The organism is Shewanella sp. cp20 (assembly GCF_000832025.1).
GTDB lineage: Bacteria > Pseudomonadota > Gammaproteobacteria > Enterobacterales > Shewanellaceae > Shewanella.
Genome location: NZ_JPII01000007.1, coordinates 372,360 through 390,159, shown reverse-complemented (window position 1 = coordinate 390,159; position 17,800 = coordinate 372,360). Strand labels below are relative to the sequence as shown.

The 17,800-nt window shown below is 55.0% G+C and carries 15 protein-coding genes; 11 read left to right on the top strand and 4 right to left on the bottom strand.

All coding sequences use genetic code 11. The features are described 5' to 3' along the window. Positions 1–184 precede the first annotated feature (184 nt). Positions 185–2,419, bottom strand: coding sequence for an acyl-CoA dehydrogenase (locus DB48_RS02035; RefSeq protein ID WP_041508643.1), 2,235 nt, complete (start codon positions 2,417–2,419; stop codon positions 185–187). 450 nt (positions 2,420–2,869) lie between these two features. Here DB48_RS02035 and DB48_RS02030 point away from each other — a divergent pair, with 450 nt between their 5' ends. Genes DB48_RS02030 through DB48_RS02020 form a run of 3 tightly spaced genes read left to right on the top strand, consistent with a single transcriptional unit; the run spans position 2,870 to position 5,584 of the window. Next, a complete protein-coding gene (locus tag DB48_RS02030) occupies positions 2,870–3,613 on the top strand; it encodes a (Fe-S)-binding protein (RefSeq protein WP_041508642.1) in 744 nt (247 codons plus the stop codon). A gap of 10 nt (positions 3,614–3,623) precedes the next feature. After that, positions 3,624–5,012, top strand: coding sequence for a lactate utilization protein B (locus DB48_RS02025; protein ID WP_041508641.1), 1,389 nt, complete (start codon positions 3,624–3,626; stop codon positions 5,010–5,012). Between the two features lie 2 nt (positions 5,013–5,014). Continuing rightward, on the top strand, positions 5,015–5,584 hold the full coding sequence (locus DB48_RS02020) for a LutC/YkgG family protein (protein ID WP_041508640.1): 570 nt from the start codon (positions 5,015–5,017) through the stop codon (positions 5,582–5,584). A 423-nt stretch (positions 5,585–6,007) separates the two neighbouring features. Here DB48_RS02020 and DB48_RS02015 read toward each other — a convergent pair whose 3' ends face one another. Beyond that, positions 6,008–6,901, bottom strand: coding sequence for a LysR family transcriptional regulator (locus DB48_RS02015; RefSeq protein WP_041508639.1), 894 nt, complete (start codon positions 6,899–6,901; stop codon positions 6,008–6,010). 337 nt (positions 6,902–7,238) lie between these two features. On the opposite strand from DB48_RS02015, the gene DB48_RS02010 reads away from it, so the two are divergent. The 3 genes from DB48_RS02010 (at position 7,239) to mgtE (ending at position 10,002) form a co-directional block, all read left to right on the top strand. Then, positions 7,239–7,541, top strand: coding sequence for a hypothetical protein (locus tag DB48_RS02010; protein ID WP_041508638.1), 303 nt, complete (start codon positions 7,239–7,241; stop codon positions 7,539–7,541). A gap of 202 nt (positions 7,542–7,743) precedes the next feature. Next, positions 7,744–8,022, top strand: a complete 279-nt coding sequence (ppiC, locus tag DB48_RS02005; RefSeq protein WP_041508681.1) for a peptidylprolyl isomerase PpiC — start codon at positions 7,744–7,746, stop codon at positions 8,020–8,022. A gap of 624 nt (positions 8,023–8,646) precedes the next feature. Next, a complete protein-coding gene (gene mgtE, locus DB48_RS02000; protein WP_041508637.1) occupies positions 8,647–10,002 on the top strand; it encodes a magnesium transporter in 1,356 nt (451 codons plus the stop codon). On the opposite strand, the gene DB48_RS01995 is transcribed toward mgtE, so the two are convergent. Further along, positions 9,973–10,884: a mechanosensitive ion channel family protein gene (locus tag DB48_RS01995; RefSeq protein ID WP_052813610.1), complete on the bottom strand. Its 912-nt coding sequence runs from the start codon at positions 10,882–10,884 to the stop codon at positions 9,973–9,975. The genes mgtE and DB48_RS01995 overlap by 30 nt on opposite strands. Positions 10,885–11,459: 575 nt before the next feature. Between DB48_RS01995 and DB48_RS20260 the strand changes: the two genes are divergently transcribed. From DB48_RS20260 to proC, 5 genes are read left to right on the top strand one after another with little or no spacing between them, the layout of a single operon-like run. Continuing rightward, the gene (locus DB48_RS20260) at positions 11,460–11,636 is read left to right on the top strand and encodes a hypothetical protein (protein ID WP_200890531.1); all 177 of its coding nucleotides are present in this window, start codon (positions 11,460–11,462) and stop codon (positions 11,634–11,636) included. 4 nt (positions 11,637–11,640) lie between these two features. Beyond that, the gene (gene putP / locus DB48_RS01990) at positions 11,641–13,137 is read left to right on the top strand and encodes a sodium/proline symporter PutP (RefSeq protein WP_041508636.1); all 1,497 of its coding nucleotides are present in this window, start codon (positions 11,641–11,643) and stop codon (positions 13,135–13,137) included. A gap of 13 nt (positions 13,138–13,150) precedes the next feature. Beyond that, on the top strand, positions 13,151–14,251 hold the full coding sequence (proB, locus tag DB48_RS01985) for a glutamate 5-kinase (protein ID WP_041508635.1): 1,101 nt from the start codon (positions 13,151–13,153) through the stop codon (positions 14,249–14,251). Positions 14,252–14,253: 2 nt separating this feature from the next. Then, entirely contained in the window at positions 14,254–15,501 is a 1,248-nt protein-coding gene (locus DB48_RS01980; RefSeq protein WP_041508634.1) for a glutamate-5-semialdehyde dehydrogenase, read from the top strand. Between the two features lie 8 nt (positions 15,502–15,509). Next, complete coding sequence (proC, locus tag DB48_RS01975; protein ID WP_082035565.1) at positions 15,510–16,385, top strand: pyrroline-5-carboxylate reductase; 876 nt, start codon at positions 15,510–15,512, stop codon at positions 16,383–16,385. 94 nt (positions 16,386–16,479) lie between these two features. Here the strand turns inward: proC and DB48_RS01970 are convergent, their stop codons facing one another. Next, a complete protein-coding gene (locus tag DB48_RS01970; protein WP_041508633.1) occupies positions 16,480–17,775 on the bottom strand; it encodes a glycerophosphodiester phosphodiesterase family protein in 1,296 nt (431 codons plus the stop codon). Positions 17,776–17,800 lie beyond the last annotated feature (25 nt).

Genomic DNA, 17,800 nt, shown 5'->3' with positions numbered 1-17,800 from the left:
CAGGAAAAACGCTTGAGAACAAAGCAGGATTTTTAGATAAGTAGTTATTCTACAATTAAAAATACTAATACAGTTATCGAGCGTTTTAACAAGCTAGCGTGATCAATTATTTACGACTATTGGTATAACCCCAAAAATAAAAAAGCCGCTCTAGCAGGCGGCTTTTATGTTTACACGACAGGCACTAGGCAATTTTCAGTGCCGCTCTGTCATCGACCAGCTGCATATCGAAGTCAAACTCGTCGACCCGAATGGCACGCTCACGCTTAAGGTTATAATCCAGCAGCTGCTTGTGCTCGCCCTCTGTGATGATCTTGGCGGCGCGGGCTCTGTCCAGCGTCTGCGCAAATCTCACCCCAGACTTAAAGTAGCCCTGCTTCAGCCCCTTCTTCACCTTGGCCAGCAGCGGCAGACAGGCGATCTTAGCCAGATAGGCCTGCTGATTGATATCGTTACCATCGCCCGGCACAGGCTTCACCAGATGGGTCAGCTGACGCTTGATCTGGGTATTGAGCTGCGCCTCGTGGGCCAGTTCACGGACTAGGTCGTCGTTGATCTTCTTCATCTTAGGCGAGTAGGTCACAGTGATCAGCTTCATCAGCTGGCGGGTCGCTGCCGATGGGAAATTGTCCAGGAAGCTCAGCAGCGCGTTTTCGGCGTTAACCAGCGCCCAACGTGTAGCATACTCGAAATAAGGCTTGGCCTGCGCACGATGTTCGCTGCTCACCTTCTGCTCGTAGTAACGAATCGAGGCCATGGCCGCGTACAGGTAGCTCATCACATCCCCCAGACGCGCCGACAGCATCTCGGCCTGTTTGAGCTTGCCACCGAGCACCAGCAAGGAGAAGTCGGCATACACTGCAAGTTTAGACGCCAGCTTGTGCACCGCCTTCTCATATTCAACCACTTCGCTCAGCTCAGACTTGGCTCCCGCAGTGAAAGGTAGCAGACCTAAGCGGAAGGCACGTAGACTGTTACCAACACTGTAGCCCACTGTCTGCTTGAAGATGCGGTTAAAGGTCTTGTCGGCATCCTTATCGTCGCTGTGAATCGCCTCTACCATGCTCTGCAGATGAGGGTGACAACGCATCACGCCCTGACCGAAGATCATCAGGTTGCGGGTCAGAATGTTCGCCCCTTCCACCGTGATGGCGATAGGCTGCGCCACATAGCCAGAAGCCAGAGTATTTTGTGGGCCACGCTGAATCGCCTTACCGGCCTGAATGTCCATGGCCGAGTTCAGCACGTCACGGCCGATCTCCGTCATGTGGTACTTGGCCATTGCGGTCACCACTGATGGCTTAAGCCCCAGACCCAGGCCTTCGGTGGTCAGTACACGCATCGCCTCTTGCAGATAGGTCTTACCTGCGATATCGGCCAGCTTCTCCTGAATCCCCTCGAACTTGCCGATGGCCAGACCAAACTGCTCACGCACGGCGGCATATTCTGCCGACGACTTAAACGAGGCCTGACTCACAGAGACCCCGAGTGCCGGTAGCGAGATACCACGGCCGGCGCCGAGACAGGCCACCAGCATCTGCCAGCCGCGACCTATGTTCTGCTGACCACCAATGATGAAGTCCATCGGAATAAACACATTCTCGCCGCGAGTCGTCCCGTTATAGAAACGACAGCCCATAGGGTCGTGGCGATTGCCCAGCTCGACGCCAGGATGAGACTTAGGGATCAGCGCGCAGGTGATGCCTAGCTGCTCCTTGCCGCCCAACAGACCCTGTGGATCTTCCACCTTAAAGGCCAAACCTAATACGGTGGCGATAGGCGCCAGGGTGATATAACGCTTGTCCCAGGTCACCGACAGGCCGAGCACCTGCTCGCCCTGATATTCACCCATGGTGACAGTGCCGATATCCGGAATACCACCGGCATCCGAGCCAGCCTCTGGGCTGGTCAGTGCGAAACAGGGGATCTCCTGGCCGTTGGCCAGACGTGGCAGCCAAAAATCTTGCTGAGCCTGAGTACCGTAATGCATCAATAGCTCACCAGGGCCTAAAGAGTTAGGCACCATCACGGTAACCGCCACCGCCGAACTCTTGGCGGCAATGGTCGCCACTATGGTTGAGTTGGCATAAGGGCTGAACTCAAGACCACCGAAGGCCTTGGGAATGATCAGTGAGAAAAACTTATGTTCTTTTAAGAAGTTAAGAATGTTATCTGGCAGGTGCAGGCTGTTTTGAATGGCAAAATCATCCACCATCTCGATCAAGGTCTGCACTGGGCCGTCGAGGAAGGCCTGCTCCTCATCGGACAAGGTGGCCCCCGGAACCTGACGCAGGGCATCGAAGTCTGGGATCCCCTGGTAGATAGATCCCTCTAGCCACACATCACCGGCGTCGAGCGCCTCTTGTTCGGTGGTAGATATACTCGGCAGTACTTTTTTAAATTTTGTTCTAATACTCATCTTTCAGACTCATCCGACCAGAAAACCTAGTGTGCATTACGTCACAAAAAACGAATTAGATCAAACATTCTAACCTCAAAAAAATGCTTTATTTTACAGTTACAAACATAACTTAAAATTAAGCCCATTCTTTTCAAAAGGTTACAAGTGTACGCCCAAATAAAAAATTTAAACAACCGTTTCATATAATTGTTTGAATCAAGCCTTTTTTGACCTGGATCAGTGACTTTTTCCAACAATGAGAGACCAAAATCACACTGTTTCAGAAATGAAAAAATACGTATATATATTTACTAAATTAGCACTACTTATTATGTGGATATAAGCTTAAATTATCATCACAAATAACCCTGCAACATGGGCTAAATACCAAGCTTATGCCACCTGTAGCGGCACTGAATAAGCCAGCGCATTCGCCCACATGCAGCCATCAAAAAAAGAGAGTGCTTCATGAAGATAGCCCTATTCATTCCCTGTCTGGTGAACCAGATGATGCCCCATGTCGGCATCGCAACCGTCGAACTCCTCGAAAAACTCGGCCATCAGGTCATACTGCCCAAGGGCCAAACCTGTTGCGGTCAGCCCATGACCAACTCGGGCTGTTTTGATGAAGCCAAGAAGACCACCCTCAAGCTGTTAAATGCCTTCAAAGGGGTCGAGTGTGACGCCATCGTCTGCCCGGCAGCCTCTTGCCTGGTGGCGGCCAAGGAAAACTTCCATGAGTTTGACGACAGCCCAGAGGCCCAGGCGGTGATCGATAAGCTCTACGAGCTGACCGAATTCCTCCACGATGTCGCCCCTATTCCCGCCTTCAACAAGGCCTTCAACTACAAGATCAGCCTGCAGCTCAGCTGTCACGGCATCCGCATGTTGGACCTGGCCACACCGAGCGAGCAGATGGGCCCACGCACCAATAAGGTAGAGGCCGTACTGAGCAGCATCCCTGGCATCGAAATCGTCTATCCGGATCGTCGCGACGAATGCTGTGGCTTCGGTGGTACCTTCGCCGTCGACGAAGGCGCCGTCTCCGCCAAGATGGGTAAAGACAAGGCGCAGGCACACGCCGCCACTGGGGCAACCTATGCAGTGGGCTTCGACCCCTCCTGCCTGTTGCACCTAGACGGCATGATCCGCCGTCAGCTATTGCCGATCGCGACCCGTCATATCGCCGAAGTCATCAACGCAGCCCTCTAAGGAGCCGACCATGTCTAGTCAAACAACCGCACTCAACTCAGGCGTGCATGCGAAGAAGGCCGACATCTTCTGTAAAGATGAGGCACGCGTCGATTGGCACTCTAAGGCCCTTTGGGTATTGCGTGAGAAGCGCGATCGCGCCGCCGGTAGCCTGCCTGAATGGGAACAACTGCGTCAGCTCGGCTCCGAGATGAAGCTACATACTCTGACCCACCTGGGCGAGTACCTTGAGACCTTCGAAAAGAACTGTCAGGCCAACGGCATCGTGGTGCACTGGGCCAAAGATGGCGCCGAGCACAACCAGATAGTGCATAGCATACTGGCCAAGCATCAGGTGAAGAAGCTGGTTAAGTCTAAGTCGATGCTCACCGAAGAGTGTCACCTTAACCCTTACTTGGAGAGCAAAGGCATAGAGGTGATCGACACCGACCTTGGCGAGCGCATCATCCAGCTGGCCAAGCAGCCACCGTCACATATCGTGGTACCGGCGATCCACATGAAGAAAGAGGAAGTGGGCGACCTCTTCCACGACAAGTTAGGCACAGAGGCCGGCGCCTCGGACCCTACCTATCTGACCCGCGCCGCCCGCGCCCACCTGCGTGAGCAGTTCCTGTCGGCCGATGCGGCCATGACAGGGGTCAACATGGCAATTGCCGATAAAGGCGCAGTCGTCGTCTGCACCAACGAAGGTAACGCCGACATGGGCGCTAACCTGCCGAAACTACAGCTGCACTCCATGGGTATCGACAAGATGGTGCCGGATCTCGACAGCGCCGCCATCTTGCTACGCACCCTGGCCCGCAACGCGACGGGTCAACCTATTACCACCTACAGCAGCTTCTATCGCGGTCCACAGGACGGCGGCGAGATGCACATCATCATCGTCGACAACGGCCGTACCGACATGCTTAAAGACAAGATTCTGGCCGAATCGCTCAAGTGTATTCGCTGTGGCGGCTGCCTGAACACCTGCCCCGTGTATCGTCGCTCGGGTGGTTACAGCTACAACTACACGATTCCTGGCCCTATCGGTATCGCCGTCGGTGCACAGGCCGATGACACTCACTCTATCCCTTGGGCCTGTACCCTGTGCGGCAGCTGTAGTTATGTCTGTCCGACCAAGGTGCCGCTGGATAAGATTATCCATCACCACCGTCGCCTCAAGGCCAAGGCGGGCAAGCTGCCATACGGCAAGCGCAACTATATGCCGCTGGTCGGCAACTTCATGGCCAGCGAGACCATGCTCAACTGCTCCATGAGTGTCGCCCGCACCGCGCTGCGCATCCTGCCGGGATCGCTACTCAAGCCATTCTCGGGCGCCTGGGGCAAGTATAGAGAACTGCCGGTCGCACCTAAGTCCAGCTTCGAAGCTTGGTTTAACAAAAACAGAGGTCAATAAACATGTCGAGCAAGCAATCAATTCTCAATGCATTAAAAAGCGTCGCGGTTGCACCTCAGGCCATGCCGCCAATCAATGTCAGCCCACGTCTTGACGATGTGATCGGCCAGTTTGAAACCAACCTGGGTACAGTCGCCGGCACCTTGCACAGAGAGGGCGGCTTGGCCGCCTTACAGGCTAAGGTGGACGAACTGATCAAAGAAGGTAAGCAGGTGATCTCTCAGGTCGAGGGCGTCACCGGCAACCGCAGCGCCCCGGAAACGGCTCACGAACTGAAAGATATCGACTTTGCCGTGATACCAGGCGATGTCGCCGTGGCGGAAAATGGTGCCATCTGGGTCAATAACCAACACCTGGGCCACAGGGTAACACCCTTTATCTGTGAGAACCTGTTTCTGGTGGTGAGCGCCGACAAGGTAGTCGCCAACCTGCATCAGGCGATCAAAAAGATAGGCCTAGACAGCGGCGAGTTCGGCGTGTTTATCGCAGGCCCCTCTAAGACGGCCGATATAGAGCAGGCGCTGGTCGTCGGTGCCCACGGCGCCTGTAGCCTGAATGTTTACCTCATTTAACACCTAAGGAAGGTGCGAATAAGTCCCGTGCTTGCTCTGCGTGTGCTTAAAGTGGATAGATGCAAGGCACAGTTTGCAGCGAATGGCCCTAGTCCTTCGCAAGAACTGTAACGCAGCAAATACCGCTGTAAGCCTCGCCCTGCGGGGCTTTGATAGCAACACCATTTCGGCGTTATTCAACTTCAGCAGGCCTCGGCATGCCCTCAGTTGAATGCCTTGAACTGTCGCTGCTATCAAAGCCAGAGCTGTGTGACGACTTGTTCGCACCTTCCCTAAGCTTCAACCCTATTTAGCAGCCTCAAACTGCCTGGCCACCGCTTTTACTAGGGTGGCTTTTTTTGCCTCAACCAGCGAAAACCAGTCCTATCTGAACCAATACTTATCGAGCAGAGTCGAGTGGATTAGGTACAAGAGGAATAGTTATTAATGAAACAGGCAGCTGGCCCTTTCCTGCATAAACTCGATAAACAGCTTCACCTTGAGGGGCTGATGCGTGCGCTGATGGTAGAGTAGCGAGATCCGCCGCTGCTCCCCCTGCCAATCTGGCAACACCCGACGCAGTTCGCCCGAGGCAAGCTCGGCTTTGACAAACAACTCAGGCCCATAGAGGATACCGCCGTCATCCACCGTCGCCTTCACCGCGCCGTTGAGATCGCCAAGGGTTAGCTTGGCCGGCCCCTCGTAGTAAAAGTCCTCGCCGTTTATGTGTTTCATCGACCAGTTAAACAGGGGCCACACCTTGATCAAGGAATGTTCCACCAGCTGATCGGGATGGTGAGGAATGCCGGCACAGGCAAGATATCCCGGCGAGGCAAACAAAGCATAATCCAGCACCCCAAGCGACTTGGAGACCCAGGAGGAATCCGGCTGGGCGCCGCCGACAATGGCCACGTCCACCCCTTCATCGATCAGATCTATGCTGGAGTTATTCTGAGTAATGTGCAGCTGAATATCCGGGTAAGTCTTGGAGAAGTCGTTCAGCACCCCGATGAAGATCATCGAGATGATCGACACGGGCGCCGCGATGCGCAGCGTACCTTCGGCCTTCTCTACTCTGGGCTCGCTACAACGGTCAAACTGGGCGACCACATTTTGATAGCGGCCAAAGAGCTCACTGCCCTCTTCGGTCAGCCTGAGCTTACGGGTGCTGCGCATGATCAGCTGGGTATCGAGCAAGCTCTCCAGCTTAGTGACCTTGCGACTCACGGTAGCCACAGGTATTCCCAGCTCTTTTGCCACCTGCGAAAACCCTCCGGTATTCACCAGATGTACAAACAGATGGATAAGCTCAAGTTCCGTGCCTACGTTGCGCGCCATCAAAAGCCTCGAAAAAACCGATTAGAAATGGATAAGAATTATAACAAAACCAAGTGTGTCAGACAGCTATCTGACCTCATTAAGCTTGCGCTCAATCAATAAATCCCTCATCTGCTGCCACAGATACTCGCCCAATAGGCTCCTTGCTTATCATTCCCCCAGCCTTCTCAATGGGTTAGCCCCTCAGTTCATGAGCAAACCCAGCGCCAGCAAGCTTAGCGCTCGCTAATTTAGACATGAGCAAGATATTAATTTTTAAGACAAAAACTAGACAGATGATATTTTGCACAGCAGAATAAATGTGACATCGGTCACATTTACCATAAGGAAGATAATAATGAATAAGATGATCCCTACAGCACTCCTACTCGTCTCGTCGGCATTTTCGGGCGCAACTTTCGCTAACTTTACCGCCATTGAATGTAACGATTGCTCATCGGCCGCAGCCCAGCAACAGGCCGCCAAGGTACTCGCGAAGCAGGACAAGCCCGTTTATGTGGTTGATTTCGTTAACTATCAGGTCAGCAAGTATCAACAAGAGGGGGAGGCGGTCACAGCCAAGGCCATGACGCTGTCTGAAAATCTACTCATCAACAATCACTATTCTTATCGGAAATCGACCCTACGCTCGGCAAATTAAAGCTTGTCAAATTAAGGCTCGGCAAATTTAATCACCTAACGGTCTCCTTTACGGAGGCCCTTTCACAATCCTGGCTATCCTATTGCCGAGTGAAATGGGCAACCCCAAACCAAGGTGGGCTAAATCCTCTTGGGCCAGCGAGGCCTAAGCCAGTATAATGGCCAGTATCAGATCCAATTTATTAGCCAAGAGGCAACACCAGATGGCCAGAACCGCAGCGGCGCTTCATATCTTAGTCAAACATAAAGAGCTCGCCGAAGAGATCATCGAAAAGCTCAACAAGGGCGCCAAGTTTGACCAACTCGCCAAGAAACACTCAACCTGCCCGTCGGGTAAGAAAGGCGGCAGCCTGGGTGAATTCAAGAAAGGACAGATGGTCCCTGCCTTCGACAAGGTCTGCTTCACCGGCGAGCTGATCACCCCGCATCTGGTGAAGACTAAGTTCGGCTGGCATGTGGTGAAGGTGTTGTATCGGACTTGATACTGAGATTTGCCAGTGACACGCTATGAGGCCATCCCTGGCCGCTCTACAGTTTCGTCTGACCTCCACGGAAGGAGAGAATGCCGATAAATGGCGGAAACATTTTCGGCCCTGAAACCGACTGTCACCGGCGTATCTACACAGAGTAATTATCTCTCTTCGATTTAACTTCATTTGATACTTCGTAAAAACAATACCCAAAAATAATGCTTAGGCTGGCATTTCAAAGTTTAAGTTATCTTTACTATCTGTGTAAAAACAGGTCTCTATGGCATCAGTAGCGATTTAGACAGCAGAACGACTAATGTGCGGCTCTAGCTTGCCGATGATAAAACCGCTCTGCCAACCTCAAGTTATACCATTCACCCCGACATCAGATGTTCAAAAAAAACAATAAATTCATAAGATTAACTATATCACCGTATTCCCCTCCCACTCATCCTTTCCCCGTTAAATCAACAGCATTACATCACGTCATTTAAGTGTTCCAGGTTAGACGTTGTACTGTTACTAACGCTATAAATTCATTAGAGTAGACTAAGCTCTCACTATCGATTCACTCCCTGTGATGAACCTGAATTTTGGGAAAAGCAGGCCCAAGATAGTCAATCAAAAGGAAATTCGATGACAGACAAATTTCAGCAGTTTGCAGACAGGCTCGACAGTGCATTACTTCAGGGCGATAACGCCGCCATTCAGGGCATTTTAGCCGAATGTACCAGCGCCGAGATCGCCCGTCTGCTCGAGTCTCAGCCTCCTAAAGAACGACTACAGATCTGGGCCCTGGTGCCCACGAGCAGCTGCGCCAAGGTGCTGCTGGCCCTGCCCAAACCACTGCGCCGCACGCTGATCCAACAGACAGAAGAAGCCAGACTCATCATGGGTCTGAGCCAGATGCAGATGGATGAGCTGGCGGATATCGATGCCGATCTGCCCATACCCGTTGTGTCGGCCATGGTGCAGGCAATGGACGCCCAGCGCAGGCAGCGCTATGAGTGCGTCAGAGACTACCCAGACAACAGCGCCGGCGGTCTGATGGATGTGGATAGTAGCGCCCTGCGTGCCGATGTCTCGGTTAAGGCGGCCCTGCGTTATCTGCGTCGTCTGCGCCAGCGCGAGGGCGAGCTGCCGGAACACTTAGACAGCCTAATGGTGGTCGATCGCGACAACACCCTGCTTGGAATCGTCCCCCTGAGCCTCCTGGTCTCCACCGAGATGGATATCAGCATTCGCGAGCTGATGTCGACCGAGGTAACCCGATTTACGCCACAGATGCCCGCCAGCAGCGTCGCCCAGGTCTTTAAAGACCAGGATCTGCTCTCGGCGCCCGTGGTGGACGACGAACAGAAACTTATTGGTCGCATCACGGTGGACGATGTGATCGACGTGATTCAGGATGAGGCCGACAAGGCGCTCTATTCCCAGGCTGGCCTTAACACCCACCCGGATATGTTTGCGCCCATAGTTCGCAGCGCCACGAGGCGGGCGCTCTGGCTCGGGATTAACCTGCTTACCGCCTTCCTCGCCGCCTGGGTGATCGGCCTGTTCGAGGCCGCCATCGAGAAGGTGGTTGCCCTGGCGGTGCTGATGCCCGTGGTGGCCAGCATGGGCGGCGTCGCCGGCAGTCAGACCCTCACCCTGGTAACCCGGGGCCTTGCGCTCAATCAGGTCAACCGCAACAACATCATCAGGCTGATTGGTCATGAGTTCAGTATCGGCGCGCTCAATGCCCTGCTGTGGGCCGCCCTAGTCGCCTTCATCGCCCTCAGGTGGTTTGGCGACTGGCAGCTGGGACTGGTATTTGGTCTCGCCATGGTGATAGTGCTGATCACAGGTGTCGTGGCCGGCGCCAGCATTCCTATGCTGCTCAAGAAGATAGGCATAGATCCGGCCCTGGCCGGCGGTGTCGTGCTCACCACGGTGACAGATGTGGTGGGTTTCTTCGCCTTCTTAGGATTGGCGACCCTGTTTATCCTCTGAGTTAGGCTCCGAGCCACTCGGTGACCTGCCCGTAAGCTTGAGCTCGCCATCGATATGCAGATCCCGCTGAGGGAAGGCGATCACTATGCCGGCATCATTGAACTGCTTATAGAGCCGAAAACGTATGTCGCTGCGGATGCGGCGAATATCGGCCTCGCTACTGGCACACACCCAGAAGATGCCATCGAAGATTAACGCGTTATCGCCAAAATCTTCGAAGATGGCAATGGGCGCCGGGCCATCTAAGATCTCGTCATGATCATCCAGCGTCTGCTTGATGATGGCCGCCACCTTCTCCACGTCTGAGCCATAGGCCACCCCAACCCTAACCGTCGAACGGGCGATATTGTCGATCAGGGTCCAGTTGGTCACAGTGTTTTCAAGCAGATGGCTATTGGGCACCAGCATGTGTACCCCATCGTTGCGACGAATCAGGGTCGAGCGGGTATTGATGCTCTCCACTACGCCTTTGGTGTCGCCTATCTCCAGAAAATCGCCGATACGGATCGGCCGCTCCCACATCAAGATCCAGCCGCTGATAAAGTTATTGATGATATTCTGCGCCCCGAAGCCCACCCCAATGGCGATGGCACCAGACACGAAGGCGAACGCCTTAAGGGGTATATTGAGGATCTCCAGGCTGGTCACCACAATGATGGCAATCGCCAGGATGAGGTAGATACGGGAAAACAGATGCACCGCGTCCGGCGCCACCTTACGGGCCAGCATGGCACGGCGAATGAGCTTGCCGATACGGGTCACGATAAACCAGGCCAACAGCAGAAGCAGCGGCACCTGCAGAACCTGAGAGACGGTGATCGCCGACTCACCATAGGTAAAGAGTACGAAAGATAAGATTTCCTTGATATCTGCCCAGTCCATACCAGCTCCGCCGCGACCCAACGTTTAATGAGTATAACAGCCCGGGACAAAAGCGGGATTTAAGCACTAAGCTCAAGGTGTTAAGAGCAAGCCATTAAGATCAAAACATTAGAGTCAAGGCGTGCAACCAGCACTTAGTCGTCAGAGCATAGTCGCCAGAGCCTCATCACCAGCGACCCAGGAGCTCAGCCCCATGCCGACCAATATAGTTACAGGTATAATCAAAACACCCTATCCCCCAAACCAGCTACAAACCGGAAGTTCGGCCAAAACAGCCCTACCCCGCCATCGTCTCGGCGCATAAAACCAATCAAGATTGATGATTTTTCATCCACAAAGTTCACACCAGCCCGCAATAAGGTTAGGCGTATTATCTTATTTACAGCTGACTTATTAATTTTACCAACCTGACACAAAGCCAGTAATAACGAGGGTTTCAGACAATTTCAGCTAAGAGAGGTTCGAGGTCAAGGCTTGATCTGGGGTGGAAAAGTGATCGCTCTGGATGTTAATATAGTTTGAGAACTAACTATTAGGTTTCTAATTAATTTTTTACAACTGCTCAGGAGGGCACAATGTCGTCAGACAATGCAACGGAAGAAAATCTCATCTCACAGGCGTGGCACAAGTTCCACGGCAAGGCAACCTATGCCATGCAACTCACCTGTTTATTCGCCATCTTAAGTACCTATCTTTTTGTCATGTTGAAACCCGGCGGGAGTCAAAATAACAAAGCGTTAGGAGGCCACTAAATCCATGCATTACTTAACTTATCTCTCGCTTGCTATCTATTTTCTGGCCATGTTGGCCATTGGCCTGTTTGCCTACCGCCGCTCGACCGATGACGTGTCGGGCTACATCTTAGGTGGCAGACAGGTGAGCCCACAGGTCACCGCCCTCTCAGCCGGCGCCTCCGACATGAGCGGCTGGATGTTGATGGGCCTGCCCGGCGCCATGTTTTTGGTGGGCTTCGAGACCATCTATATCGCCGTGGGTCTGCTGTTGGGTGCCCTGGTGAACTACCTGATCGTGGCCCCCAAACTCAGGGTCTACACCGAGGTCGCCAACAACGCCCTGACGATTCCTGAATTTTTCGCCAAGCGTTTTCACGATCCCAGCAGCAATGTCCGCATCATCTCTGCGGTGATCATAGTGATCTTCTTTACCCTCTACACCTCGGCAGGTCTGGTGGCAGGCGGTAAGCTGTTTGAGTCGGCCTTCGAGGTGAACTACGAGCTGGGGCTGGCGATCACCCTGGGTGTGGTGGTCTCCTATACCCTGCTGGGTGGCTTCTTAGCCGTCAGCCTGACCGACTTCGTTCAGGGCTGCATCATGTTTATCGCGCTGATCTTGGTCCCTGTGGTGGCCTATCAGGAGTTCAGCAATGCCGACAAGATGATGAACTTCGCCTATGAGTCTATCCCCCATTTTGGTGAGGCGATGCAAAACGTCACCCTGCTGGGTCTGATCTCGGCGCTCTCTTGGGGTCTGGGTTACTTCGGTCAGCCCCACATCATAGTGCGCTTCATGGCGATCCGCAGTGTGTCGGATATCAAGACCGCCAAGAACATCGGCATGAGCTGGATGACAGTCACCATCATAGGCGCACTCGCCACCGGCCTGGTGGGTATCGCCTATGCCAACAAGTTCGACATGAAGCTGAGCGACCCAGAGACCATCTTCATCGTCTTCTCAGAACTGCTGTTCCACCCCTTGATCAGCGGCTTCCTGTTAGCGGCGATTCTGGCGGCGATCATGAGTACCATCTCGTCTCAGCTGCTGGTGTCATCGAGCTCGCTGACCGAAGATATCTACCGTGTGGTCTCCAAGAAAGAGGCTAGCGAAGAGGAGATGGTAAAACTTGGCCGCTTCGGCGTGGCAGGTGTGGCCATAGTCGCCAGCCTGTTGGCGCTCGATCGCTCTAACAGCATTCTGTCACTAGTGAGTAACGCCTGGGCCGGCTTCGGCGCCGCCTTCGGTCCACTGGTCCTGTTTAGCCTCTACAAGAAGAACCTGACCCACAAGGCCGCCGTGGCCGGTATTGTGGCCGGCGCCGCGACTGTGCTGTTCTGGATCTACGCGCCAGTACTGCCCGAGGGCAAGGCGCTCAGTTCAATGCTCTATGAGATGATCCCAGGATTTATGGCCAGCAGCCTGGTTATCTGGGGAGTGAGCGCCCTGGATGGCGATCCCTGCGAGAACACCATAGAGACCTTCGATGAAGCCGCACGTCAGCTAGCAGAGCAAAGATAAGGCAGGGGAAAACATGGCAAACATACACTGGAAACGCATAGTCGTTAAGGTGGGTAGTGCCCTGATTGCTCCCCATAAGCAAGGATGCAGCAGCCATTACCTGCTAGGTATCGCCCAATTTATCGCGAACTGCCGCGCCCAGGGGATCCAGGTTGTCCTGGTCTCCTCGGGCTCGGTGGCCGCGGGCTGGCACAGGCTGGGCGATGTCAAACAGCCCAGCGTGTCACAGAAGAAGGCGATGGCCGCCGCAGGCCAGGCCGACATGATGGCCACCTGGGACAAGCTGTTCGACTTTCCCTCGGCGCAGCTACTGGTCACCCATGGGGATCTCAGGGATCGTGAGCGTTACATCAGCATCAAGAACACCCTCTTTAGCCTGCTAGATCACGACCTGCTGCCCATAGTCAACGAAAACGATGCAGTCACCACAGACAGGCTGCGTGTGGGCGACAACGACAACCTGTCGGCCATGGTTGCGGCGGCGGCCGATGCCGACGCCCTGATCATCTGCTCCGACGTTAACGGGCTCTACACCAAGAACCCGCAGCTGCACGATGATGCCAAGCTGATCAAACAGGTGAACGAGATCAACGAGTCTGTCTACGCCATGGCCGGTGGTGCCACCAGCGAGGTCGGCACAGGCGGCATGCGCACCAAGATAGAGGCGGCCGAGAAGGCGATTGCCCACGGCATTGAGACGGTGATCATCAATGGCTTCGACCCGGACGCCTTCAACCGTCTGCTCAAGGGACAGAATCCGGGCACCCTGTTCACCCCGTTCGACCAGCCCATGCAGGAGCATGTGCACTGGATGACCCATACCTCACAGGCCCAGGGCGAGGTGATCGTCGAAAACAACTTCGACGCCCCCCTAGATGACCAAGAGACGCAACTGACCAGCGACGATGTAGTCGCCGTAAAAGGCAACTTTTCCGTCGGCGACACAGTCCTAGTGCGCAAAGGCGATGGCACTAAGCTGGCGAAGGCCCAGGCCAATTACAGCAGTTGCTTACTGAATTTTATCGCCAAACAAGAGGATCGCGCATTTGCCCACGATGTCGAGCAGCAAACTGGTCCTATCTTAAGCGATGAGAACATCGCCATATTGGAGTAAATATGAGCATAATCGAAACCCTATCCATGGATGCCGCCCAAGCCGCGAAGACGCTGGCCCAGGTCGACACCCAGACCAAGAACACCATATTGTTGGACATGGCACGCAGCCTGCGCGCCGCCAGCTTCGAGATCCGCAGCGCCAACCTTATCGATCTCGCGTCCGCCGAACAGGCTGGCCTGAGCGCCGCCATGATAGACAGGCTGACGCTGGACGGCGAGCGTATCGAGGCGATGGCCCAAGGCATAGAAAACATCGCCAGCCTCCCCGACCCTATCGGCGAGCAACGCGACCTCAGCACCCGCCCCAACGGCCTCAACATCAGTAAGATGCGGGTGCCTCTGGGCGTGGTGTGCATGATCTACGAGGCACGCCCCAACGTCACCGCCGACGCCGGTGCCCTCTGCTTTAAGTCGGGCAATGCGGTGATATTGCGTGGCGGCAAGGAAGCACTCAACACCAGCAAGGTGATCGCCTCCGTCTTGCAGAAGGTCCTCAAACAATACGGCCTACCGGCCGCGCTGATCGCCGTGGTGCCCGACCCCGACCGCGCCCTGCTGATGGAGCTGATGCAGCAACGCGATCATATCGATGTCATCATCCCACGTGGCGGCGAGGGGCTGATCAATTTCGTTACCGAGCACAGTAAGATCCCGGTTATTCAGCACTTTAAAGGCGTCTGTCACCTGTATGTGGACAAAGATGCCGATCTGGATAAGGCGCTGGCACTACTGCTTAACGGCAAGACGCAACGCACAGGTGTGTGTAACGCCCTCGAGGGCCTGCTGGTGCACAGCCAGATTGCCCCTCAGTTTCTCGCCATGGCCGCCACGGCACTGACCAAGCACCAGGTGAAGATCAACTGCTGTACCAATACTCAGCAGTACTTCAGTGAGGCCAAGGTATTAGAGGAGGCAGACTTCGGTCAGGAGTATCTGGCGCTCGAACTCGCCGTTCGCCAGGTAGAGGACTTCGACCAGGCCACCGCCCATATTCATCGCTTCGGCAGTCGTCATACCGAGGTGATCTGCACCGAAAACGAGCTGACCGCCAAGCGTTTTCAGCGTACCGTCGATGCCTCAGTGGTCATGGTCAACGCCTCGTCACGTTTCAGTGATGGCGGCGAGCTGGGGCTAGGCGCCGAAATCGGCATCGCCACCACTAAGCTGCACGCCTATGGCCCTATGGGACTCGAGTCCCTCACCACGGAGAAATATCTGGTCAATGGCGACGGTCAGATCCGCGCCTAACATAAAACATGTCCTATCAAGCGTTACAGGAGGCAAGTATCTCTACCCAAGACACAGGCTTAAGCCCGCACCTGCGCATCGCCTTCATCGGCGGCGGCAATATGGCCAGCGCCATCATACGTGGCCTGATCAAGCATGGTCACAGAGCCGATCAGATCCTGGTGTGTGCGCCCAGCCAGCACACCCGCAGCCGCCTTGTGAAAGACTTCAATGTCAAGGTGCACTCGGACAACAGCGCCGCGGTCGCCTTTGCCGACATCATCATACTGGCGGTGAAACCCTTTATCGTTCCCCTGGTCTGTGAGGAGCTGCGCCCACTGCTAGCCCCCGTGTGCAAGCAGAAGCTGATTGTCTCGATTGCCGCGGGGCTGACCCACGCCAGCATCTCAGGCAGACTGCCCCAGCATACCCAGCTGGTGTGCGCCATGCCGAACCTGCCCAGTGCCATAGGCAAGGGGCTGACCGGCCTCTTTGTGCCTAGCCATCTCGACAGGCTCGCCTTCGACGATGCCGAGCAGTTGATGCGCGCCGTAGGCGACACCGTCTGGCTGGAAGATGAGACTCAGATGGCCAGCATAGTGGCCACGGCAGGCAGCTCACCGGCCTACTTCTTCCTGTTCTTAGAGGCGATGGAGAAGGCGGCCATCGCCCAGGGCTTACCCCCAAAAACCGCCAGCAAGGCGGTACTGCAGAGTGCCATGGGCGCCATCTCGATGGCGATGGCCAGCAAGGAGGGGCTCTCCAGCCTGCGCCGTCAGGTTACCTCGCCCAAGGGCACCACTGAGCAGGCGGTGCTCGCCTTTCAGCACGGGGATCTCGATGCCCTGGTCGCCAAGGCGATGGACAGCGCAGCCCGCCGGGCCAAAGAGCTGGCACTCGGCTAAGCGGTTATCCTCTTAAGCCTTAATAAAGAGAAGAGGCGCGCTCCATTGAGCGCGCCTCTTGTTTTTCTCCACGAATGAGAAACCGCAGAAAGCGTTACTTCGCCATGCAGTTGGCGTAGTAGGTCACGGTGGCAGGCCAATCGCTAAACACGCCGATCACTCCGATATCTTTGGCGAGCACATCCAGCAGCTCGAAGGCCTTGCCCTCATCTCGCGTCGCCTCAGTGATGCTCTGATAGTACCAACCGCCTCCCTGAGTCAGCAGGCCTGAGCGCTCCAGGGTCCAGGTGATGATCTTAAGCCCGGCGGCATTCGCCGCCTTGGCATATTCCGAAGGCACTATCTTGCCCTCGTCGTCCAGGGTCACCAACACCCAGAGCGGCGGCGCGATGATCTGCACGCCATCACCAGCTAGGCTATCCATGCTGGGCGACCAGGTCGCGCTGTTTTGCGGGTCGAAATCACTCAGATCGTATCTGTCATCGAGATAGACCGCCTGCTGGCCAAACTCGGGGGCGTTGGCAATCCAGTATTTCACATCCTCCAGGTTAAACGACTGAGGATAGACCTGGGATGGTGACACGCCGGCCGCAGTGTATTCATCCAACATCATCTGGGCATAGTCAGCCTGTGTCATGCCATCGAACGGCATGGTCACGCTCGGCGCCTTCAACTCGGGCGTCATCTTGACGCCCGCCGCCTTAAACATGGCGATACTCTCGCCATGGGTCATCAGGGTGCCGTCCCCGGCATAGAGATCCGTGCGCCAGTTAGCCGTACCCGCCATATAATCTTCTACCGTGGTGGCATTGGCATTGGCGCCATCCATCTTGCCCTTGAGGCGTTTGAAATCCGCCAGGGTAATGTCGCTGGTACAACAGGTCGCGCTGGCGCTCACCCCGTTAACTGGGTCTGCCGGAGTAAAGGGCACGCTGCACTTGGCCGCGATGTCGTCGATGGCTAAGATGTTAGTGGTGGTAGCCAGATCGCACTGGGAGTGACGGCACACCAGCGCCTTGTCGGCGGTAAAGGTCACGTCACACTCTACCACACCGGCGCCCGAGTCGATCGCCGCCTGGTAGGACTCTCTGGTATGTTCAGGAAACTGCATCGCGGCGCCGCGATGGCCGATGGCAAAGTCGCTGCGATAAAAAGGCCCCTGACGACACTGTTCGAGCTGACTCTTGAGCTCGCCATCGACCATCTGATCCACTAAAAACAGGGGTCTGACACCCACCTGAGCCGGCACCTGCTTGTCGATGCCCATGGCCTGGGCGAGCGGGTTGCTGGTTTGCTGATTATCATCGTCGTTGCTATTACAGGCGGCCAGGCTCAGGCTCCCCAATAGGATGCCTGCTAAGGCGGTCAGATTAGCTGTTGGTTTTCGCACTTTACTATTCCCTTAATTAACCATA